Origin of the sequence: Flavobacterium aureirubrum, assembly GCF_038739835.1 — a bacterium.
Taxonomy (GTDB): Bacteria; Bacteroidota; Bacteroidia; order Flavobacteriales; family Flavobacteriaceae; genus Flavobacterium; species Flavobacterium aureirubrum.
This window is the reverse complement of the sequence record NZ_JBCGDO010000007.1, coordinates 19266-42099: the sequence shown is the minus strand read 5'-3', so window position 1 is coordinate 42099 and position 22834 is coordinate 19266. Positions and strand designations below refer to the sequence as shown.

Sequence of the window (22834 nt, the reverse complement as noted above, 5' to 3'; positions counted from 1 at the left end):
TTGGAATAAAGATACGCTAAAAGGTTTAATTAGTTGAAAAATTATGGAATTTCAGCAGGAGTTGAAACTGGTTCCACTGTTTGAGCTTCTGTTTTAATAACGGGAACAAGAGGTTGTACAACACTAACTTTTGGAAAGACAGGAATGTAAATTTCGGTAACCCATTTTGAAGGTTGTTTTACATCATCTATAGTTTTGACATAGACTTCTACATATTTGCCGGCAAAATTTTGAACCAATCCGTTATCAACGATATACTTTTCCGCTTTTTTCCACGCTTCGTTTATATGTGAATAATCACCTATTAAAGTTGTTTTTAAACAAGTAAAAGGAACGATTTCAGCAGTAGTCATATCACTCACAGCAGAAATGAAAATTTGTTTTTCAGTAGGAATACAAACTGAAAAAGTTACAAAATCTTTGGATAAGTCATAGGTATCATATAAAACAAATGGTTTGCCAACCATTTTGATATTATTTTTTTTGAAAAAACGAACCAGTCTTGGCAAGATAATTTTAATGTTTTTTGAAACATTTTTTATTTTACATGAAACTGTTTGCTTAATGCAATATCCAGAACCTCTTTGAACAATACCATTAACCTTTATTGAATAGGTTTTTATTTCAAATGCTAATGTTTTGTCTAGTTTTACCAAACTTTTTTCAAAAACATCTGTCAAAACTGATGAAATTCCGCCTTTGAAAAAGATTTTTATTTTTGTTAAAACATCCATTTTTCCTTTGCAAAGAACTGAAACTTTTGTGCCACCGATAGTGTCTTTAAATTTCCAAAATATAGTAGCATTTGTGCCATTAAAATTGGTTTTTTGATAAATGTTATCATTTTCTTGAACAAAATAAGTTTTAATAGCGCCAGTACCAAAATCACTTTTCCACGAGCTAAATGCACCTACACCAGCTGTTTTTGTTGGATATTCAATTTTCATATTGTTTTCTTTATGCATCCATATACCAAAAGTTTCCCAGTTTTTATAATCATTTACATAATCAAAAACCGTACTTCTAGGCGTTTTTATTATGGCACTTTTTACTATTTCAAAATCTCCTTTTTGGGTGGCAACATAAACTGTTATACCTATTAGAAGTAAGAGTATGAGTAGAAAAAAGTACTTTAAAATTCGCATCTATTGTTTTATTTTGATAGTATTGAAACAGGAAACTCTCGATAAAACGAGGTCATTAATGTTTTAAAAATACTTTTATGAAAAATAGTATGAGGATGAAAACGATAAAACCTATTAATATTTTATAACTTCCTTTATACATTTTTTGATGTAATCCTTTGTCTTTGCCGTAGGCAATAAACATTGCAATTACAAAAGCTATAAAAAATAAGGCAGCAAAAATCCATTGACCAGTTGTGAACATAAATTTGAAATTTTGAACAAATTTAGACATTTGTGACGTAAAGTTGTAATTTGCGTTGTCAATTAATAAAATAAATTATGCAAAAACAACTCAACGCTGTTAAAGAATTTCACACCTCATTCGGATTAGGTGTTAGTTATGAAATGAAAGGTCATTTGGGAGAACAAAAAAATACGCTTCGTTTTAATTTGATGAAAGAAGAAAACGAGGAATATCTTGAAGCTGTTCAGAACGATGATATAGTAGAAATTGCCGATGCATTGGGCGATATGCTTTATATTTTGTGTGGAACAATTTTAGAACACGGATTACAGCATAAGATTGAAGAAGTTTTTGATGAAATTCAACGAAGTAACATGAGTAAACTGGGCGAAGATGGAAAACCTATTTACAGAGAAGACGGAAAAGTAATGAAAGGTCCAAATTATTTCAAACCCAATTTTGAGGAAATTTTAAAATAAATAACTCCAAGTTTTCTTGGAGTTATTTACATATGTCTGAAAACTTTTATATGACTACTAAATTTTTACTGTCCAACCAAAAGTATCGTCAGCCAATTTATATTGAATTTTTGTAATTTCCTCTTTTAAATGCATTGCTAATGAGTTCTCAAGTTTAGGCAATTCATAATAGTGTTCTTGGTATTGAAACCCAACAATAGGACTAACAACAGCTGCGGTTCCAGCACCAAAAATTTCCTTCAGGCTTCCATCTTTTGCTGCTTTTACAATTTCATTTACCAAAACATCTCGTTCTTCAATATTTATTCCTTCGCGTTTTGCCAATGCAATCAAACTCTTTCTGGTTACACCATCAAGGATTCGTTCGCTCACAGGCGCTGTGATTATGGTATCATTTATTCTAAAAAAAACATTCATCGTTCCAGCTTCTTCAAGCTTAGTGTGCGTTGCATCATCCGTCCAAATGATTTGTTGAAATCCTTTTTCTTGCGCTAATTTTTGGGGATAAAACTGCGCCGAATAATTACCAGCGGCTTTCGCTGCGCCAATACCACCATTTGCCGCACGGCTATAATGCTCTGCAATAATTACTTTAACTTCTCCTTGATAATAAGAACGCGCTGGCGAAAGTATTATCATAAATCTGTATTGAGTTGACGGTTGAGCAATAACGCCTGAACCAATAGCAATCATGAATGGTCGAAGGTAAAGCGTGTTTCCTAATCCTTTTTTAACCCAATCTCTTTCTAAGTCTACAATGGTTTTTAAACCACCGATAAAAATATCTTCAGGAACTTCGGGCATTGCCATTCTCGAGGCTGATTTGTTAAAACGATGAAAATTTTCATCAGGTCTGAACAACCAAACATCATCTTGATTATCCTTATAGGCTTTCATTCCCTCAAAAATAGCTTGACCATAATGAAAAACTTTAGCCGAAGGATCGATTAGAAATGGTTCGTAAGGTTTTATTATTGGTTTTTCCCATTTGCCGTTTTTAAAGTCACAAACGAGCATGTGGTCTGTAAAAATATTTCCAAAAGAAAGATTTTCAAAATCGACTTCAGTAATTTTTGAAGATTTAGCTCTAACTATATCGATTTCGTTAGGTGTTTTTAACATCATTTATTTAAAAATTAAATAAAGAAAAAAGTCATATGTAATTATATATTAATTAGTTATGAAGTGTTTCCAAGTAATTAAAAGTTGAATACTATTTTTTTGTAAAACTAATGAAAAATTATTTGTTTTTACAACCTTAAAAAAGAATGAATGATTTTTATAAATTTCGTTAACAAAGATGGCTTTTGAGTATAATTTATCAACGGTAAAAGAAATTCTTTGTCAATAGATACAATACAAGTGTTAATATTTCTACCTTTGTGAGACTTAAACAATTTTAAAAATGAAAAAAATAAATCTTTTATTAGTTGCCTTTTTGTTAGTGATTAGCTCTACTATAATAGCGCAATCCAAATCAGCGTCAAAAACATTTGATAGTAAAAACTACGCATTATTTGGTGAAAAATTTAAAGTAGGTAAAATTTTGAGTAAAGATGAAATGCTCAAGAAATATAAAAACCTTAAAAAAGGAGATACAATTAATGTTCAATTTCAATCTAATATTAAATCGGTTTGTAAAAAGAAAGGTTGTTGGATGAAAATGGACTTGGCTGGCGATGATACTTCGTTTGTGAAATTTGTGGATTACGGCTTTTTTGTTCCACTTAATGCTGATAATAGTTTAGCTATTGTAAGTGGAAAAGCGTTTGTTGACGTTATATCTGTTGATGAATTAAAGCATTATGCAAAAGATGGTGGAAAGTCTTCCGCTGAAATTGCCAAAATTACTAAACCTGAAGTAACATATTCTTTCCTAGCTTCTGGTGTTTACATAAAAAAATAGCTACCTATCAATGAATAATAATATCCTTATTTTACTTGTTTTTAGCTTCTTTACACTTGTTTCTTGTCAAAAAAAAGAAATTAGTGCTGATAAAAATCAACCTGAAAAATGTGTACCTGAAAGTGAAAAGAAACTTGAGATGTATCAAATGTCAGAAATGGCAACTTTGATGGAACAAATGTATGTTGATAATCAACGACTAAAAGAACGTATTAAAAAAGGTGAAAAAATTGGTGAATTTCCTCAACATTTTTTAAAAATTCATAAAGCAGTGATGACTGATCAGACAGAAAATGACGATTTTTTTAAAGAACAAGCGTCCAAATTTATTGCTGCACAAGAATTGATTTATAAAGATCCAAAAAATGCAAAAGAACATTTTAATAACGGTGTTGATGCCTGCATAAAATGTCACCAACAAAAATGTGGTGGACCAATTCCTAGAATAAAAAAGTTATATATAAAATAGTATTTGAAGAGAGAAATCATTACCACCAAAGACGGTTCTACAACTATTCATCTGCCTGATTGGAATGAAAATTATCATTCGAAACATGGGGCAATTCAGGAAGCTTATCATGTGTTTATCAATAATGGGTTTTCACTTTTTAAAGGGAAACCCATTATTATTTTGGAAATTGGCTTTGGAACTGGTTTGAATGCTTTTATCACTTTTATTGAAGCTCAAAAAAATCATCAATCTGTTCATTATACCAGTGTTGAAGCTTATCCAGTTTCATATGATGAAGCTTTAAAAATGAATTTTGTGGAACAAATTGACAAAAATAAAAGTACTGTTTTTGATTTAATTCATAAATCCGCATGGAACGAAGTGGTACCAATTTCAGAAGATTTCACCTTGGTAAAAAGAGAACAGTTTTTTCAAGATATAAACGATAAGGAGTCATTCGATTTAATATACTTTGATGCTTTTGGATTTAGAGTTCAACCCGAATTGTGGTCTGAACTAATTTTCAACAAAATGTATGATGCCTTGAAACCTGGAGGAATATTGGTTACTTATGCTTGTAGAACTTCTATTAAGAATGCCATGTTACAAGCAGGTTTTAAAGTAGAAAAATTAGTTGGTCCGCCAGGCAAAAGAGAAATGTTGCGTGGTTATAAATGATATTTGAAATATTAACATTTTTACTAAATATTTTTAACTTTTAATTTAATTCTTGTGATAATAATATTTTTAAATTTGAGATATAATTTTACTAGAAATTGAATTGTAATTTTAAATTTTGTTTTATTATGTCAAAATCAATGTTATGCTATACAAAATCTGTATTAAAAAAAGTGAGTTTTAATGCTACTTTATTTTGCAAAGAGCTTGAAAAGGCATACAGAGTTTTACTTCCACACGAATTTGAAAAATTGACAAAATGGTTAATGAAATTTGTCGATAAAAAACCAGAACTACAACATTGTGTTTATAAAATAAAAAGTTGATCATTTCTATCGGCAATAATAGTTTTATTTTTTTTAACAAAATAAAGTAAGATAAAGCTTTATAATTTATTCATTTATTCCATTTTATCGATTATTTTAGTGTTTAAACGATGTTTTTTCAATATTATTTTTGATAATTTATTTTTTTTGCTGTACATTTACGTTACGTTCTTACAATAAGATAACCCCAAATCTTAATAATTATGCCACGAATGATTTACGATTACACAAAATCTGTACTCGAGAGAGTTAGTTTTGATCCGGTTCTTTTTGCTAAGGAATTAAAAAAAGCAGTTAGAAATTTATTACCGTATGAAATTGAGCAGCTGAAAAAATGGTTGCAATTTTTTACTTCAGAACATCCTGAGCTCAAACAATGTTTGACTGTTGTTAGTTAAAAAAAGAAAATAAGGAGTTTGTGCAAAAGCTCCTTATTTTTTTTGTAATGGACTAATGATTTCAACATTTTGAAAAGTAATCGCGCCTTTCACAACTCCTGCAATTGTTGATCGTAGAGCATCGATAATATGAATTTTTAGCTCGTTCTTAGGATAGATTAAACTTACCTCTCTTGCTGGTTTTGGCTCTACAAAATGCTTCAGTTTTTCTCTGTCTTTTTCATTTAAATCAAGCGTATGCAAGTAGGGTAGAAGTGTAGTTCCTAGACCTTCATCTGCCAATTTAATCAATGTTTCAAAGCTGCCGCTTTCTATTTGAAAATGGTTTTTTTCATCCGAATTTAGATTTTTACAAAGATTTAAAATTCCATCTCTAAAACAGTGCCCATCTTGAAGCAGTAATATTTCATTTAAATTTAAATCTGAGATTTCGATTTCTTTTTTGTGAAAAGATTGATGGTTAGTGGGAATATAAGCGACAAAAGGTTCAAAATATAAGACAACTTCTTTTATTTTTTCGTCTTCTAATGGTGTTACAGCAATTGCAGCATCTAAATGACCATTTTTTAGACGTGTGATGATTTCAGCCGTGTTTAATTCTTCGATTATTAATTGAACCTTCGGATATTTTTTTATAAAATTATTTAAAAACATAGGTAACAGCGTTGGCATAACTGTAGGGATAATCGCTAAACGAAATTCACCACCAATAAAACCCTTTTGCTGATCAACAATATCTTGAATTCTATCTGCTTCATTTACAATATTCTTGGATTGATTAACAATTTTTTGACCAATTTCAGTAAGTTGAATTGGTTTTTTTGAGCGATCAAAAATTTGAATATCAAGTTCCTCTTCAATTTTTTGAATTTGCATGCTCAAAGTAGGTTGTGTAACAAAGCATTTTTCTGCTGCGAGTGTAAAATTTTTGTGTTCTGCAACAGCAAGTACATACTTCAACTGGGTAATAGTCATAATTATAATATTTTCTGATGCAAATATAAAAACTATAATTATAATTTATGATTAACAAAAGTTAATTATATTTAAGTAATGTTGACTATTCCAAAGTACAAAGGCATTCCGATGGTAATGTTAAAAGGGAAAGTTACAGCAAGAGCCATAGGAAGATACAAGCCAGGGTTTGCTTTAGGTACTGCAATTTTCATCGCAGCAGGAACAGCAATATAAGATGCACTAGCAGCTAATACAGCAAAAATAAATCGATCGCCAATTTCACTAGTTACATATTGGCTGAAAAAAGCAACTATAGCGCCGTTTAATAAAGGAACAAATAGAGCAAAAACGGTGGTGAACCATCCATTTTTAATAAAATCACCTAATTTTTTTCCACTAGTCATTCCCATATCAAGAAGAAAAATAACTAAAAAGCCTTTGAATAAATCGGTGGTAAAAGGTTTTATCCCTTGTGCTTGATTATCGCTTGTTACCATACCGATGATTAAACTACCTATTATTAAAAACACACTTCCGTTAGTAAAAGAATGTTTTACGATTTTGGATAATTTTATAGCGTTATTCTTTGAAAAGTAAGTAATTAACATTACTCCTACAATAATGGCTGGTGCTTCCATCAATGCCATTATCGCTACCATATGACCATTAAATGTCATTTTTTGAAGTTCTAAAAAAGATACAGCAGTAACGAATGTAACTGCACTCACTGAACCATATGATGCAGCAATTGCACCAGCATTTTCAATACCTAATTTTTTTTTCAGAATAAAAAAAGTATATATTGGAATAGCAATTGATATGAATATTCCGAATACAATTGACCACAGTATTTCTGGCGTAAAAGTACTATGCGCTAATTCTTGTCCGCCTTTAAAACCTATCGCAAATAGTAGATAAAGTGATATAAACTTCGAAGATTGCGCCGGAATTTCTAAATCACTTTTTAACTGAACGGCTAAAATGCCCAAAATAAAAAATAGTAACGCAGGACTAGTTAAATTTTCATAGAGTAAATCTAAATTCATGTCCAATTATTTTCGAGTTAGCGTTTTAAGTTCTTTTAAAGTACTTTCATCAAATTCAACTTCTTGAGCTCTATATAATCTATCATTTAAGCTAATTCCTAAACCCGTTTCAGGAAATTTTTCAGCAATTATTAATTCAAAACCAGCCGCGTCTAATTGATGCATCGCGGCATATAAATTTTGTGCTGCTTCTTCTAAATTACTGGTAGTTGATACTTGAATGTACTTTTCTGATGCATTAAGATTTAAATCAGAAAACACAATAAATCCTACTGCTTGGTTTTTATATTTTTCTAAATCAGAAATTATATCATCAGAAACCATCAATGGTGTCCGCGGTGAATAATGTTTACTCAACATACCTGGCGCTTCTGGTGATGAAGCAGCTTTTGTTTTACTATTTATTTTACCAATACAATTTTCAATTTCTTCTTTTGAAATCGCACCAACTCGGTAGAGTATAGGTTCGTTATTTTCAAATCCAATTATAGTTGACTCGATACCTTTTTGACAATTTCCTCCATCAAGAATAAATGGAATTTTTGCACCTAATTGATTTTGAACATGTGCGGTAGTTGTCGGACTTATATAGCCAAAAGGGTTCGCACTCGGTGCGGCTAAAGGGAAATCTAATTGGTTTAATAATTCTAAGGCTGTTGGATGAGAAGGCACACGAATTCCAACAGTATCTTTTCCGGCCGTCACTACATTTGGTATAATCTCTTTTTTTGGTAATACTAAAGTTAATGCACCAGGCCAAAAATGTTTAGCTAAAATCATTGCTTTCGGCGGAATGGAAGAAACAATATTTTCTAAATAATCAATGGATTTTATATGAACAATTAATGGGTTGAATAAAGGTCTTTGTTTTATTTCAAATATTTGTTTAACTGCATTTCCATCAAAAGCATTCGCGGCCAATCCATACACTGTTTCAGTTGGAATAGCTACAACATTACCTTGCTTTAACAAGGTTGCCGCTTTTAATATTTCTTCATTCATAATTTATGGATTGCAGCGATCACAATACATTGGATCTTCTGTTTTTTTATCATTAGGAAACATTTTCTCTTGTTCAAAGTTACAACTTTGACATTGATAAACGTGTGATTTCGTAGAATTAGTTGGTAATCCACACCATTCACAAGGTAAACCTGACTTACTATTTACTACACCAAAACCTGGCGTTTTACATTCAGGACACAACGATTTAATTTTTTCAACTAGTTTTTCAGTCGCTTTTTCAATGACTTTCATTCGCGTTGGGTTGAACAAAGCGCGCATGTCGGTTTCTACAGCAACTTGGGAATTATTAGTAGTGAGCTTATGAAAGCTCTTTTCTAATAATTCCCAGGATTGAATTCCTTTAACAACTAAATTATCATTAGGTGCAGTACTTTTTAAAATTACCGCATGTTCAGGAAATCCAACATTCTTTACTAAATCAACCAAATTTTGAAAACTATTTATAGTTGCTGCATTAAAGTTGGTATCGAGACTTAACTCTCTTACAATTATTTCTAGATTGTATTTTTTATCAATGAAAATTAGAAATTCGTCATCAGCATGAGCTATAAAGATCGTTGGATGTGGTCCAAAAGAACCTTCACTTGCAATTCCTAAATCACAATTTGATTGTTCCATAGCCAGAAGACATTTTTGTCTTGCTGTAGACAACGCATCATTTTTACGCTCTATTTCACCTGTGAATGTTCCTAAAGTATCGGTATCAAAATCATGGGGTACAAAACACTTAACTTTTAGATTAGCTTCTAAAATAGGAGCAATAACACTTTCTTTATGATGCTTTGTAGCAATGACTAGTTTTCTACCTTCAAAAATCTCCATTAATTTATTCTTACGAAAAAACTACAATGAAATTGTGCATGAAACCGCTATTGGTTCATCTTTGTTTACAAGATATGCTCTAGCTTGTGCCAATTCATTTTGAAGAAATTTAATTTTCTTCTCTCTCATTTTTATATCTTCTTCGTTATGCAAACTCTTAATTTTGTCCTCATGAAATTTTATTCTCATTTCAAACATTTGAGTAACCATATTCAAAGTTTCAATTTTGCTAAATTCTCCAGATACTAATTGTACATTCATAATTTTAATTATTATTGTCCTTGTCCTAGTGAAAAAGCCATTTTTCCGTCAAACATATACAAGTTCTCCGTTTTTATGGTATCAATTTCGTTTTCAATACATTGTTGAAGTAACGAAATAATTTCATCTTTAGAAATTGCTTTTCCATCCTCTGATTTGAAACGGCATCGCCAATGGTCTGTACAGAATGTTTGCGAAAAACCTTCTGGCCAAACTTTAATACCACGATTGGTAATCATATTTAATTTCAAATTAGAAGTTCCAATTTTGTTCATTTTAGCAGCCAATTCATCTGCATTAGTGCCGTTCCAGTGCACAAAAATGTCGTGACCTATCAATTCTTTTTTGGCTTGTGGTCTTTTCTTATATTTTGGTAAATTAAGAACTTGACCTTTTTGATAATCTACTGCGTTTAATTGTTTTGGTGATTGACCTAAATTAGCAATTACAGCTTGTGCAAATTCTTTTGTCCCTACTTTTTGAGTGCTTACGCCTTCTTTAAAAATATCATATGTATGAATTCCGTCTTCTAAAGTTTTTAACCACGCATTTTGAACTTTAGTAGCAACTTCCGTTTGTCCTAAATGATTTAACATCAAAACAGCACCTTGTAACAATCCAGATGGATTTGCCATATTTTGACCTGCTCTTCTTGGTGCTGAACCATGGATAGCTTCAAACATAGAACACTCTTCACCAATATTAGAAGAACCAGCTAAACCAACTGAACCAGCAATTTGTGCTGCAATATCAGATAATACATCACCATATAAATTTAAAGTAACAATAACATCAAAAACCTCAGGTGTGTCAGCCATTTTTGCCGCACCAATGTCAATAATCCAGTGTTCGTTTTCGATTTCAGGATATTCAGCTGCTATTTCATCAAATACTTGGTGAAATAAACCATCCGATTGTTTCATAATGTTATCTTTAGTAAAACAAGTCACTTTTTTTCTTCCGTATACTTTTGCGTATTCAAAGGCGTAACGAATAATTTTTTCACAACCTGGACGACTGATTATTTTTAAACATTGCACCACTTCGTCTGTTTGTTGGTGTTCAATGCCAGCATATAAATCTTCTTCATTTTCACGAACAATTACAATATCCATTTTTGGATGTTTTGTTTCTACGAAAGGATATAAGCTTACGCATGGTCTAACGTTTGAGTATAATCCTAAAAATTTTCTAGTGGTAACATTTAGACTTTTATAACCACCGCCTTGAGGTGTTGTAATAGGTGCTTTTAAAAACACTTTATTTTTAATAATGGTATCCCAACTTTCTTTTGCTATACCTGATGTATTTCCAGATAAATAAACTTTTTCACCCACTTCAATTTCATCATATTCAAGTTGTGCGCCTGCTGCTTTGATGATTTCTAATGTAGCGTCCATAATTTCTGGACCTATTCCGTCTCCTTTTGCGATTGTTATTCTTTGCATAATAATAATTAAGTTAAATTGTTTACTGCAAATTTACATCGTTATATCTATATATTTTTATTTATATTTGTTATACTATACATAACTATTTTTTATGCAATATACACTTCATCAGCTCCAAATTTTTTTAAAAATTACAGAAACAAAAAGCATTACCAAGGCGGCAGACGAACTAAATTTAACGCAACCTGCGGTTTCAATTCAACTTAAAAAACTACAAGAACAGTTTGATATTCCACTCACTGAAGTAATTGGAAGACAACTATATATTACCCATTTTGGTAATGAAATAGCTATCACTGCTCAAAAAGTATTGGATGAAGTGGCTACTATAAATTATAAATCTAAAACTTTTCAGGGCATTTTATCAGGTAAATTAATGTTATCTGTGGTTTCAACCGGTAAATATGTAATGCCTTATTTTTTGTCTGATTTTTTAAATAAAAATAAAGGTATCGATTTGGTTATGGATGTAACCAATAAATCAAAAGTGGTGAAAAGTTTAGAAAACAATGAAATAGATTTTGCGTTGGTATCTATTTTACCCGATGATATTCAATTGCAATCAGATGTTTTACTTGAAAATAAATTGTATTTAATTGGAAATCATCGTGTATCAACTGAAAATTTTTATGACAATCCCGATTTGTTTCATGAGTTTCCTTTGCTTTTTAGGGAAGAAGGATCAGCAACTAGACTAGTTATTGAAAATTACCTCCAAAGCAATGGTTTACAATCAGCAAAAAAAATACAACTTACCTCAAACGAAGCAGTTAAACAAGCTGTTATTGCAGGTATGGGTTATTCAATTATGCCTATTATTGGACTTAAAAACGAACTGGAAAACGGAACTTTAAAGATTATTCCAATGAAAGGCTTTCCGATTCAATCAAGTTGGCATTTGGTATGGTTAAGAAATAAATCAATGCGTCCCATCGCAGAAGCCTATTTAAAGTATATCAAAGAAGAAAAAAGTAATTTGCGAAATGAGTATTTTTCATGGATTGACAACTATATAATCGAAGTATAATGTATTGGATAAAAATTATTTATCCTCTGTGTTCTCATTAAATGATGAAGGTAATAACGTTGGAACGAATTTAATTAGTAATGGTAACAATAAACTTCCTCCAGGCAATAGAAAAATAGTGAGCGATGGAATTGTTTTACAAACATCTAATAGCTGTTTCTTGATTTTCTTCTTTTCGTCTTTATCTAAATCTTTATGTGTTGATTTTGCTAAAAGTTGCATCAATTCTTTGCTTTGAGATATTTCTTTTAACAACCGTTTTTTATTTCTACTAATTAAAATTAAAACACTTTCGGAAGTTTGATCATAAAAGTGTTTTACAGGATTTGAGTAATTAAAATAAGGTATTTCTTTCTTGTAAATAGCGATAAATCCATTGATAAAATCGATACTATTTGTTACAAAAGTGTCGTCAATATTTAAATTATTTCCCAATTGATACAAAAAATAGCGCTCTTCATTTTCCACTTTTTCATCACTCCACAAACTAATTCCCGCTAAATCAATCAAGTAAAACTTTTCTAAATCATTTTTAAGATAACTCAAATCTAAATCTTCAATAGTTTTTATATTGGTATCGAATGTTTTGTTGAAACGTACCGAGGCATCAAAAAGTTTCAATAATAAATTGTCATGTTGAGAAATGTTTGTTTTCACTTTTAATGAAAGCGAAACAATAGCAATCACAATTCCTTCTATTTTATTACTATAGGTATTAGAAATTTTTCCATATTCTAAGTGTTGTTTGAAAGCTAAAACATCTATAAATAGTAATGCGTTAGTAATAACATGAGAGAAATTCTTAGTTATTAAATCTTCGTTGGTTTGTACTCTGTCATGTATAATTTTTTCAAGTTTTTGTTCTGGTGAACTGCTTTGAAGTATTTTTTGTAACGGATTAAATCCTTTTGGTGAAGTTGTGTTATAAAAATTTAGTACTTCGGTTATAAATTTTTCTGGATTATTGGTTTTTGTTATTAAACGAAACATTTGATAAAGTGAATTGAGCAAACCAATTTTTGATAATTCTTGCGGTAGTCTTTTAGAAATTTCAATAGGATGCGAAACATCAAAACCAACGATGTGTCCAAAAATAAACCCTGTAGCTCTAGTTTGTAAATAAAAGTGTAATTCAGTTTCGGGAAAATGATGAGGCGATTGCCTATGCTCTTCAAAAAATTTAACTATCCAGCCATGAGTCGATGGATTAATCATGTGAAATTCCTATTTTATAATGGCAGAACATGCTACTCTTGCTCCAGCATTTCCGGTAGGTTGTGTAATAAAATCATCGGGTTTGTCGTGAACAATCAAGCCTTTTCCAATGATATTTTTTGTTTCATCTTCACAACCTATACACCATTCATTAGTTTTAAAAGTTACTGTTCCGTTTCCGTTAGCATCAGCAATAAAGTTGCCAATATCGCCTTTATGACATTCTGTTTCTCCCCATTTCCCATGTTTTTTAAACGTTGGGTTCCAATGTCCACCAGCCGATGTAGCATCAGCAGACGAACAATCTGCTTTTTCATGAATATGTATCGCGTGAACTCCTGGTTTTAATCCTTTCATTTTTGCAACAAGAGCAACGTCATCTCCTTTTTGAGTGAAAACAGCGGTTCCGGTTACGCCACTATTACTTTTTGTTTCCAGTGCAAGATTTAGCGAATTAGCTGCATTATTCGAAGTAGAACTTTTACAACCTAAAACGAGCAGACCAAAGATGGCTATTACTGTAATTGTTTTTTTCATGGTTAATTTTTTTGAACTATAAAGATAACAGAAAAATGCGGTTAGAATGCTATATTTATTTCATTTTTTACATCAAAATTACCATGCAGTTATAAATGAAAAAAACCTTAAAACCAGAACTGTTACTTTGTTTTTTCGCCCACAAAATATTGACTTTGCAGTTTAAATAATACATTAAAAGTGGTTAGAGTGCCATATATTCTTGTAATATATTGCTGCAATTCTATTTTTTCTATTTCCTCAAGTTTACTTGCGTTTATTTTTTGTTCCATAACGCGAAGACGATCACGAAGCATAACTATTTTATGAAAAAAAACATCTATTGGAACGTCTTTCCCTGCAACTCCCGCTTGACCTGGCTCTAATTTTAAATTTCCACCTTTCCATTTATCGGCAATGGCGACAGGTTCACCAAGGCCATTCCATTTTTTTAAAATAGAAAGTAAACTTTGTTCCACTTCATAAAAACTAACAGTATCAAGCTCATTATCTGACGCTTCAATGACTTCAAATTCACTATCTATTGGAATAGTTTCCAGTCCGCTATCAATGAATGTAACCCAATATTCCGATGTAGATACATTTGTTATTACGCCTTTTCCATATTCGGGATGATTTATTCTAGAGCTAATTCCGAGTAGTTTCATGTGGTATTATTTTAAGATTTATGAGTTACAATAATATATTCAATCAATAAGTATTCAAGGCACTAAAGTAATGAATTGATGGAAATAAAAAAAAGGATTTCCATTAGATAAAACAACGTGAAGTTACTTTAAAAAAATAAGTAGCATTTTTGAGATGCAAAAAATTAATTTCCAAAGAAATGGCTTTATTTATTTAATAATTAAGTTTTTTATTTTTCAACAAATATGCTGCTGTTTGATAGTATGATATTGTTTCTTTAACCAAATCTTCCCTTAATTTTTTTATAGGTTTTTCGTTGTAATGCGATTGAAAAACTGATTTTACTTTAGGAACTATTATCCTTTGTAGCTCAAATTGTTTTACTTGTTTTATTGGTGAAATAATTGTGAGAGTGTTATCTTTTAGTAATCCTAAATCCTGATAAGTAGCTACAAATGCTCGTGGTTGGTAATTTTTATGAAATACATTTTCTCCAAAAAACTTACTTTGATTATTAAATTTTAGCAATCCAAAAACGGTAGGCATTACATCTATTTGTGACATTAAAACATCATAGTTTTGCGGTGCAATAAATCCTGGTGAATAAATCATAGCTGGTACGCGATATTTTTCTAACGGTAATTCTGTTTTTCCTGAACTCGACGCACAATGATCTGCCAAAATCACAAAAACGGTATTTTTATACCAATTTTGTCGCTTTGCCATCATAAAAAATCGCTGCAGAGCATAATCAGTATATTTAACTCCGCCATCTCGAGATTTTGATTGACTAGATATATCAATTTTACCTTCGGGATAAGTAAAAGGTCGATGATTGCTAACCGTCATGATATGATTGAAAAAAGGTCTGTTTTGTTTTGCTTCTTCATTCATGACTTTAATAGCTTTTACATAAATGTCTTCATCACAAACTCCCCATATATTTTCGAAAGTAATTTCATTAGATTGAAACGACTTCTTGTCAATAATATCATATCCATTTCCACCAAAAAAGTCTTGCATGTTATCAAAATAAGCATCGCCACCATACATAAACTTCACAGCGTATCCTTTTTTCTTAAAAACTCTCGCGGTACTAAATTTGTTTTTATTATCCGATTTTTTAATAATGCTTTCGGCTGCACTTGGCGGTAAACACAGTGTAACAGCTTCTAATCCGCGAACTGTTCTATTGCCTACAGCATATAAATTGGTAAACTGTAAACTCTGTTGTGCCAATGTGTCAAGAAAAGGAGTTAGTTTTTTTTCATTACCAAATTCGGTCATAAAATCGGCACTTAAACTTTCAATTGTGATAAGTACCACGTTTTTATGTATTTCAATTTTATTTGATTTTATTGTATGCGATGCATTGAATTTTGAAATACCTTGAAGATTTTTTTGTAGTATCTTGAAAGCTTCATCCATTGGTATTGTTTTATAAAAAGTTTCAAAGTCAAGTTCACTGTTCTTAAATGCTACATAAAATTTGTAAATACCATTGGCTTGTAGTTCACTTGTGAATACATTGGCTGATTTTTCTTTATCGGCCATCATCGGTAATGTATAAAGTGCAATCATAAAACTGATTATATACAAACCAAAACCTTTGATTTTATCAGTAAAAGTTGGAAGTTGTAGTAAAAACGGTTTTGTATGCACTAATATAAAATAGGTAAACAAAGCAGTAATCAAGCCAACGCCTACAAACAATGGAATTACTGGATAAGACTCCATGATATTACCTATAACGGTATTTGTATACACTAAATAATCTACTGCAATGAAGTTATATCTTACTCCAAATTCATTCCAAAAGAAAAATTCACTAACAGCATTTTGAATAATAATCAATACAAAAATGAAAATTGTACTAGTATATAGTAGTGTTCGAATGTTTTTTCTGTATTGAGGTAAAAATAATATCAATCCAAAAAACAACGTTTTTAACGATAAAAAAATAATGGCAATTTTAGGAACTGCGCTACCATATTCATTTAAAATAGTGTTGCCAAATGAAATATAAAGCAATAACAAAATCAAACTTCCAAAAACGATAAATCCAAGTGGTTTATCATATTTGCTGTCTGATAAAAACAATAAATACAACCATAGAAAAAGGCTACCAACAATAAATAATAGCACATCAGAAACAAAACCAAAAGAAAATATTTTTACTAATTCAATCCAACCAAAACTAGATTGCGTGATGGGATGAAAAAGAAGTACCAATCTCAAAATTACATTAACAAAGATGAAAACTAGAAGTAAGTTGATAAAAGGAGAGGTTATTTTAAAATATTTCATTGGCTCGATGTTTATTGTAAAACAAACTTACCATAACATTATTATAATGATTTTTTATTTAATTAACATTTGCTTAAGTTATGATTAATGTTTGATTAAAGATGACAGATGTCAGTTTTTGTTGGAGGTAAAAGCTATATTTTTACTACGTATTTGAAAATAACATTGAAATCTTTACCAACACAAAAATTGCTTTATGAAAAACATCCTTCTCCTTTCGGCTTTGATTTTTAGTTGCTGGACTTATTCACAATCGTGGCAAACTAATTATGAAGAAGTTAAAAAACAGGCAAATGAACAAAACAAAAATATATTATTAGTATTCTCAGGTTCAGATTGGTGTGGGCCATGTATCAAGTTAGATAAAAATGTTTGGCAATCGGAAGCTTTTAAGAATTATTCAGAGAACAAGCTAGTTTTATTGCGTGCTGATTTCCCTAAAAAGAAAGCCAATACTCTTCCTGAAGCTATTAAAAAAGGTAATCTAGTCTTAGCCGATAGTTACAATAAGGAAGGATTTTTTCCGTTGGTTGTTGTATTAGATAAAAATGGAAAAGTACTTGCTAAAAAAGGATACGAAAATCAAACTGCTGATAAATATATCGCTGAATTACAAGCAATAATCAAATAATTTATGCTAAGATTTTTAATCATAATAGTATTATTAATTGGAATAAATACCAAGGCACAGCTAGTTCACAAACGAAAAGTTAGTTTATTAGGTAGTCCGTTTGAAATAACCGTTGTAGCAAAAGATAGTGTTCAAGCCATTCAATTTGAAGACGATGCCGTAGCCGAAGTAAAACGAATAGAAAATTTAATATCCGATTGGATACCTACAACACCTCTTTCAGAAATCAATAAAAATGCTGGGAAAAAAGCAGTCAAAGTTCCCTTAGAGTTAATCGAATTAATTGAACGCGCCATCAAAATATCTAAACTAACAGATGGAGCATTTGATATAAGCTATGCATCAATGGATAGAATTTGGAAATTCGACGGAAGTATGACTGCAATGCCATCGGAAGATGCCATCAAAAAATCGGTTGAAAAAGTTGGCTATCAAAAAATAATTATTGACAAAGAAAATCAAACTATCATGCTTAAAGACGAGGGTATGAAAATAGGTATGGGTGGTATCGGTCAAGGATATATAGCCGATAAAATAAAGTTATTATTAAAGTCAAAAGGTTGCAGTGCAGGATTGGTGAACGTATCAGGTGATATAAGCTCTTGGGGAAAGCAACCCAATGGTGAACAATGGAAAGTAGGAATTAAAAACCCTATGAATAAAAATAAAATATTTGCAACTTTTCCAATAGAAGATACTGCTGTTGAAACTTCGGGTAGTTATGAAAAATATGTAACCTTCAACGGAAAAAGATATTCTCATATTATCGATACTAGAACTGGTTATCCTGCAACAGGATTAATTAGTATAAGTGTTTTTGCACAAACCACTGAACTAGCTGATGCGTTAGCTACTGGTGTATTTGTAATGGGAAAAGAAGTAGGGATGGATTTTGTTAATCAATTACCAGGAATAGGTTGTATTATGGTTGATGAAGAAGGAAAAATAGCTACGTCAAAAAATATTGATTTAAAAAAATACCAACATGAATAAAGTTTTTGGATTACTCATAGTTTTTGTTTTACTGTCTTCATGCACTGTTGTGAAAGAGTATGAAAAGGAATATATTAATGATCCCGACATGAAATTAGCGGGTAAACCTGCGGAACGATATGATGTTACTTTCCAAGTCTATCGCGAAGCAGCAGCTGGAGCCAATGGAGGAAAAACAGGCGGTGGTTGTGGTTGTAATTAATAAAAAAATGAAAAAGTACCTATTTGTATTTGCCCTATTAGTTGCCTTTTGCGCCAATGCACAAGAGAAAGATACCACAGCAACATTTAAAAAGAGGGTTTTAGATGCTACTGAAGTAGATTTCTTAATTAGCTATTACAAACAAGATGGAATACACTCTGCAGTTTCTGGTGGAATGGGCTCGGAAAAGTTAACTGACCTCGCATCAAATATTGTTGTCAGCATGCCACTAAATGATGATGATATTTTGACTGTAGATGCAGGAATATCAGCTTATACATCTGCTTCGTCTAGTAATATTAACCCATTTAATAGTTCAGGAGCTTCTGGTGGTGGAGATGATGATAAAGTTGAAAATGAAAATGGGCCTTACGGCACGCCATGGTTAGCATCTTCTGGTGCTTCGGCTCAAGATGCCTTGACAAGTATTACTGCTAATTATAGTCATAGCTCTGACGATAGAAATTTTATTTGGAGTGCCGATGTTTCCTTTTCTAATGAATATGATTACACTTCTATAGGTTTTGGTGGTGGAATTGCAAAACTATTTAATGAAAAAAATACCGAATTAAGTTTGAAAGCTAATGTCTATTTAGACCAATGGAGACCTATTTATCCAACTGAACTTTATGAGTATTCTAAATATGGCAGTGCATTTTTAAATAATGGATACTTTTCGGGAGTTACAGTGTATAATCAAGCTGGCGAAATGTCAGATGGATATCTACCATCAAAATTTGAAACTTGGCAATCCGTTAATCGAAATTCTTACTCATTATCATTTGCTTTTTCGCAAATTTTGACCAAAAAATCACAAGTTTCACTATTTTTTGATGTATTGCAACAAGAAGGAATGTTGTCAACTCCTTACCACAGAATTTATTTTGCTGATAAGGAAAATTATTATATCGGTAAAAATCAGTTCATTCCTGTTTATGAGACGCCCGAAAATACTGGTGTTTACAGGTTAGCCGATGATATAGAACGCTTACCTGGCAATCGATTTAAACTTCCGGTTGGCTTGCGTTTAAATTATTATGTGAATGAAACTTTCAAAATAAGAACTTACTATCGATATTATTTTGATGATTGGGGAGTTACATCGCACACGGCTAATATTGAAATTCCAATTAAATTGAATGATAAATTTAGTGTTTTCCCGATGTACCGTTTTTACACTCAAACTGCATCTAAATATTTTGCTCCTTTTGAAACTCATACTTCAACTGAAAAATATTATACCTCAGATTATGATTTATCTCAATTTAGTAGCAATCAATATGGTGTAGGTGCTTCTTATGTAGATATTTTTACAAAAGCACACATTTGGAAATTTGGGTTAAAAAATATTGATTTTCGTTACAATCATTACTCAAGAAGTGATACATTAGAGGCGGATATTGCCTCCATGGCGTTTAAATTTATTTTTCAATAAAATTGTTCATTGAGATGAAGCACATACTAATAGTAGAAGATGAAGATGGAATTATTCAATTCTTAAAACAAGGTTTAGAAGAAGAAGGCTATAGCATTTCTTCTGCTAACGATGGCAAAGAAGGTTTGAAACAATTTCAACAAACTAAATTTGACTTGCTTTTATTAGATTGGATGCTACCAAAAATGACAGGTTTAGAGTTATGTAAAATAATTAGGCAAGAGAACAATAATGTACCTATTATTTTTTTAACTGCAAAAGATACTGTTCAGGAAACCGTCGAAGGTTTAAAAAGTGGAGCTAATGATTATATCAAAAAACCTTTTAGCTTTGAAGAATTGCTAGAGCGCATAAAAGTGCAGCTTCGGGATAAAAACGAAAATGATGTTCTGAATCTTGGTCCGATAGAAATTAACATCCAAAAACATCAAGTAACAGTAGATAAGAAAGAAGTTTCTTTAACTCAAAAAGAATTTGATTTACTGCACTATTTAGTAAAAAATAAAGGTGTTGTTTGTTCTAGAACACAAATTATACAGGAGGTTTGGGATATTCATTTTGATTATGATACTGGCGTTATTGATGTATTTATGAATGCATTAAGAAAAAAGTTAAACTTAAAAGTTGATGAAGATTATATCAAAACCATTCGTGGCGTTGGTTACATCGCTAATGATTAACAATGCAAAGACTATCTTTTAAAAACAGAATCGCTTCTAATTATTTATTTTCAACAGCACTATTAATTTTTGTAGTGTTTTTTGTTATTTATGCCATTGTACGTTACAGCGTGTATGTAAAAGTAAACAATGACATAAAAATTGAAGTAGCAAAACATCTAAAAGAGATTGAAGTTATCGAAAACTGCGTACTCTTAGTTAGAGAAGAGCAATGGAAAACGGCTCAAGTAAATAAAGTAGATGTAAGTCCGGCTTTTATTCAGTTTGTAGATGAATTGGGCGCATTGGTTGAAAAATCTCCTAATCTAAAACAAAAACAACTTAACTTTTATTCTGAACTTCCAAACAATACGCTATTTGATGCCAAACTGGAAAACATTGCCGTTCGTCAAATACAAGTTCCTTTATATCAAGGCAGTAAAATTATTGGCTATTTAATTGTTGCGGTTTCACTTGTTGATACTGCACTGGTTTTAAATAATTTATTTACAGTACTTGTGGTCGCTTATCCATTGATATTAATTGTACTTTTTCTTATAGCGCGCTTCATCGCGGGTAGAAGCATAAAACCAATTAGTTCCATCATCCAAACTTCAAATGTTATCACAAAAGATAATTTAAAATCTCGAATTCCTTTGCCTGCCAATCGAGACGAATTGTTCACCTTGTCAAAGACCATCAATAACTTATTGGATAGAGTTGAAAATGCGATAGAAAGGGAAAAGCAATTCACTTCTGACGCTTCGCATGAACTTAGAACACCGTTGGCTGTAATTAAGGGAACATTAGAAGTTTTAGTACGTAAACCTCGTAATCCTGAGGAATATAAAGAAAAAATTGAATACTGTATTCTAGAAGTTAATCGCTTAAACAATCTTGTAGATGAGTTGCTTTTATTGGCTAGATTTGAAAATCAAAAACAAAATTTAAAACTTGAAGAAATTAGCTTAAATAATTTGATTGCTGACACTATTTCTAGAAATAAGGTCGCTATCGCCGATCAAAAATTAAAATTAAATTTTGAATTTTCTAAAGAATTAATAGTAAAAACAGATAGTTATTTGTTTTCGATTATAATCAACAATCTATTGACAAATGCTATAAAATATTCTAATAAAGGTTCAGATGTTTTAATTCAATTGCATGAAGAACATACTAAAATCAGTTGTTCTATCATTGATTATGGCATTGGCATCGCTAAGGATGATATGGATAAAATATTCAATCAATTCTATCGTTCTAAAAACACTCACGAAAGCGAGATTAAAGGAACAGGACTTGGTCTTTCCATCGTAAAAAGGTTATGCGATTTGCTCGAATTTGATATTAACATTGAGAGTGAGGAAAGTAAGGGAACTAAAGTAATTATTACAATTAACCAATAAAACAAAAAAATTATGAACGACGCACATCTACATCTTTTAGTTAATCATTTTCCTATCATTGGGACGATTTTTGGCGCAGGAATTCTTTTGAGTGGAATTCTATTAAAAAATAAATCAATAAAAAATGTTTCTTATTTTTTATTCGTAATTGCTGCAATATTTGCAGCTATCAGTATGTCAACTGGCGAAGGTGCAGAGGAAATAGTAGAGGAAATGCCAAATATTGGAAAGAAAATTATTCATGAACACGAGGAAATTGCAGAAAAACTTGCTGTAGTTTTGTATGTCTTGGGCGTGGTTTCTTTGTTAGGTTTATACACAAACTTTAAAAATCACAGTAAAGCTAAACTACTATCATTCCTTGTGCTAGGCATTTCTATAATTGGTATTTTTATTGCTCAAAAAGTAGGCACAAGCGGTGGCGAAATTCGTCATACTGAAATAAGAGCTAATGATGCTTCAACAAATGTAGAAACACAAGAAAATAAAGAAGAAAAAGAATAATTTTTCTTTAATTTTTAATTTACAATTTAACCTAATAGCCAACAACTATTAGGTTTTTTTGTTTAATGCTTAATTAAAATTCATTTACTTCAATAAAAATTGTAGTTTATAAAACATCA

At 31.1% G+C, this 22834-nt stretch carries 26 protein-coding genes; 13 read left to right on the top strand and 13 right to left on the bottom strand.

What is annotated here, in order from left to right; translation table 11 throughout:
- Positions 1 to 41: 41 nt before the first annotated feature.
- Entirely contained in the window at positions 42 to 1145 is a 1104-nt protein-coding gene (locus WFZ85_RS07110) for a GyrI-like domain-containing protein (RefSeq protein WP_342695601.1), read from the bottom strand.
- A 55-nt stretch (positions 1146 to 1200) separates the two neighbouring features.
- On the bottom strand, positions 1201 to 1389 hold the full coding sequence (locus WFZ85_RS07105) for a hypothetical protein (protein ID WP_342695600.1): 189 nt from the start codon (positions 1387 to 1389) through the stop codon (positions 1201 to 1203).
- Between the two features lie 77 nt (positions 1390 to 1466).
- Here WFZ85_RS07105 and WFZ85_RS07100 point away from each other — a divergent pair, with 77 nt between their 5' ends.
- Positions 1467 to 1850: a nucleoside triphosphate pyrophosphohydrolase family protein gene (locus WFZ85_RS07100; RefSeq protein WP_342695599.1), complete on the top strand. Its 384-nt coding sequence runs from the start codon at positions 1467 to 1469 to the stop codon at positions 1848 to 1850.
- A gap of 57 nt (positions 1851 to 1907) precedes the next feature.
- Here WFZ85_RS07100 and WFZ85_RS07095 read toward each other — a convergent pair whose 3' ends face one another.
- On the bottom strand, positions 1908 to 2975 hold the full coding sequence (locus WFZ85_RS07095; protein WP_342695598.1) for a branched-chain amino acid aminotransferase: 1068 nt from the start codon (positions 2973 to 2975) through the stop codon (positions 1908 to 1910).
- A gap of 280 nt (positions 2976 to 3255) precedes the next feature.
- Here WFZ85_RS07095 and WFZ85_RS07090 point away from each other — a divergent pair, with 280 nt between their 5' ends.
- From WFZ85_RS07090 to WFZ85_RS07075, 4 genes are all read left to right on the top strand, one after another.
- Positions 3256 to 3756 (top strand): DUF4920 domain-containing protein, encoded by a 501-nt coding sequence (locus WFZ85_RS07090; protein WP_342695597.1) that lies wholly within the window; start codon positions 3256 to 3258, stop codon positions 3754 to 3756.
- Between the two features lie 10 nt (positions 3757 to 3766).
- A complete protein-coding gene (locus WFZ85_RS07085; RefSeq protein ID WP_342695596.1) occupies positions 3767 to 4225 on the top strand; it encodes a hypothetical protein in 459 nt (152 codons plus the stop codon).
- Positions 4226 to 4228: 3 nt separating this feature from the next.
- Positions 4229 to 4885 (top strand): tRNA (5-methylaminomethyl-2-thiouridine)(34)-methyltransferase MnmC2, encoded by a 657-nt coding sequence (gene mnmC2 / locus WFZ85_RS07080; RefSeq protein ID WP_342695595.1) that lies wholly within the window; start codon positions 4229 to 4231, stop codon positions 4883 to 4885.
- A 529-nt stretch (positions 4886 to 5414) separates the two neighbouring features.
- On the top strand, positions 5415 to 5609 hold the full coding sequence (locus tag WFZ85_RS07075) for a hypothetical protein (protein ID WP_342695594.1): 195 nt from the start codon (positions 5415 to 5417) through the stop codon (positions 5607 to 5609).
- Positions 5610 to 5642: 33 nt separating this feature from the next.
- On the opposite strand, the gene WFZ85_RS07070 is transcribed toward WFZ85_RS07075, so the two are convergent.
- The 6 genes from WFZ85_RS07070 to WFZ85_RS07045 form a co-directional block, all read right to left on the bottom strand.
- Positions 5643 to 6584, bottom strand: coding sequence for a LysR substrate-binding domain-containing protein (locus tag WFZ85_RS07070; protein ID WP_342695593.1), 942 nt, complete (start codon positions 6582 to 6584; stop codon positions 5643 to 5645).
- 71 nt (positions 6585 to 6655) lie between these two features.
- On the bottom strand, positions 6656 to 7612 hold the full coding sequence (locus tag WFZ85_RS07065) for a sodium-dependent bicarbonate transport family permease (RefSeq protein ID WP_342695592.1): 957 nt from the start codon (positions 7610 to 7612) through the stop codon (positions 6656 to 6658).
- Positions 7613 to 7618: 6 nt separating this feature from the next.
- The gene (locus tag WFZ85_RS07060; protein WP_342695591.1) at positions 7619 to 8614 is read right to left on the bottom strand and encodes an L-threonylcarbamoyladenylate synthase; all 996 of its coding nucleotides are present in this window, start codon (positions 8612 to 8614) and stop codon (positions 7619 to 7621) included.
- A 3-nt stretch (positions 8615 to 8617) separates the two neighbouring features.
- Positions 8618 to 9460: a DUF6671 family protein gene (locus tag WFZ85_RS07055; RefSeq protein WP_342695590.1), complete on the bottom strand. Its 843-nt coding sequence runs from the start codon at positions 9458 to 9460 to the stop codon at positions 8618 to 8620.
- A gap of 21 nt (positions 9461 to 9481) precedes the next feature.
- The gene (locus WFZ85_RS07050) at positions 9482 to 9721 is read right to left on the bottom strand and encodes a hypothetical protein (RefSeq protein ID WP_342695589.1); all 240 of its coding nucleotides are present in this window, start codon (positions 9719 to 9721) and stop codon (positions 9482 to 9484) included.
- A gap of 11 nt (positions 9722 to 9732) precedes the next feature.
- On the bottom strand, positions 9733 to 11169 hold the full coding sequence (locus WFZ85_RS07045; protein ID WP_342695588.1) for an NADP-dependent isocitrate dehydrogenase: 1437 nt from the start codon (positions 11167 to 11169) through the stop codon (positions 9733 to 9735).
- Between the two features lie 94 nt (positions 11170 to 11263).
- Here WFZ85_RS07045 and WFZ85_RS07040 point away from each other — a divergent pair, with 94 nt between their 5' ends.
- On the top strand, positions 11264 to 12199 hold the full coding sequence (locus WFZ85_RS07040; RefSeq protein WP_342695587.1) for a LysR family transcriptional regulator: 936 nt from the start codon (positions 11264 to 11266) through the stop codon (positions 12197 to 12199).
- Positions 12200 to 12214: 15 nt separating this feature from the next.
- Here WFZ85_RS07040 and WFZ85_RS07035 read toward each other — a convergent pair whose 3' ends face one another.
- The 4 genes from WFZ85_RS07035 to WFZ85_RS07020 form a co-directional block, all read right to left on the bottom strand.
- A complete protein-coding gene (locus tag WFZ85_RS07035) occupies positions 12215 to 13414 on the bottom strand; it encodes an LETM1-related biofilm-associated protein (RefSeq protein WP_342695586.1) in 1200 nt (399 codons plus the stop codon).
- Positions 13415 to 13423: 9 nt separating this feature from the next.
- Positions 13424 to 13951 (bottom strand): superoxide dismutase family protein, encoded by a 528-nt coding sequence (locus WFZ85_RS07030; RefSeq protein ID WP_342695585.1) that lies wholly within the window; start codon positions 13949 to 13951, stop codon positions 13424 to 13426.
- A 122-nt stretch (positions 13952 to 14073) separates the two neighbouring features.
- Positions 14074 to 14598, bottom strand: a complete 525-nt coding sequence (locus WFZ85_RS07025) for a hypothetical protein (RefSeq protein WP_342695584.1) — start codon at positions 14596 to 14598, stop codon at positions 14074 to 14076.
- Between the two features lie 193 nt (positions 14599 to 14791).
- On the bottom strand, positions 14792 to 16885 hold the full coding sequence (locus WFZ85_RS07020; RefSeq protein ID WP_342695583.1) for an LTA synthase family protein: 2094 nt from the start codon (positions 16883 to 16885) through the stop codon (positions 14792 to 14794).
- A gap of 196 nt (positions 16886 to 17081) precedes the next feature.
- Between WFZ85_RS07020 and WFZ85_RS07015 the strand changes: the two genes are divergently transcribed.
- From WFZ85_RS07015 to WFZ85_RS06985, 7 genes are read left to right on the top strand one after another with little or no spacing between them, the layout of a single operon-like run.
- Positions 17082 to 17516 carry a thioredoxin family protein gene (locus WFZ85_RS07015; protein ID WP_342695582.1) on the top strand — a complete coding sequence of 145 codons (435 nt, stop codon included), beginning with the start codon at positions 17082 to 17084 and terminating at the stop codon, positions 17514 to 17516.
- A gap of 3 nt (positions 17517 to 17519) precedes the next feature.
- A complete protein-coding gene (locus tag WFZ85_RS07010; RefSeq protein WP_342695581.1) occupies positions 17520 to 18509 on the top strand; it encodes an FAD:protein FMN transferase in 990 nt (329 codons plus the stop codon).
- Positions 18502 to 18711: a DUF4266 domain-containing protein gene (locus WFZ85_RS07005; RefSeq protein ID WP_342695580.1), complete on the top strand. Its 210-nt coding sequence runs from the start codon at positions 18502 to 18504 to the stop codon at positions 18709 to 18711. Before WFZ85_RS07010 ends, WFZ85_RS07005 begins: the two co-directional genes overlap by 8 nt.
- Positions 18712 to 18718: 7 nt before the next feature.
- Positions 18719 to 20146 (top strand): DUF3570 domain-containing protein, encoded by a 1428-nt coding sequence (locus tag WFZ85_RS07000; RefSeq protein ID WP_342695579.1) that lies wholly within the window; start codon positions 18719 to 18721, stop codon positions 20144 to 20146.
- A gap of 14 nt (positions 20147 to 20160) precedes the next feature.
- A complete protein-coding gene (locus tag WFZ85_RS06995; RefSeq protein ID WP_342695578.1) occupies positions 20161 to 20826 on the top strand; it encodes a response regulator transcription factor in 666 nt (221 codons plus the stop codon).
- Between the two features lie 2 nt (positions 20827 to 20828).
- Complete coding sequence (locus WFZ85_RS06990) at positions 20829 to 22211, top strand: sensor histidine kinase (RefSeq protein ID WP_342695577.1); 1383 nt, start codon at positions 20829 to 20831, stop codon at positions 22209 to 22211.
- 12 nt (positions 22212 to 22223) lie between these two features.
- Entirely contained in the window at positions 22224 to 22715 is a 492-nt protein-coding gene (locus WFZ85_RS06985) for a DUF2231 domain-containing protein (protein ID WP_342695576.1), read from the top strand.
- The last annotated feature ends 119 nt before the right edge of the window (positions 22716 to 22834 follow it).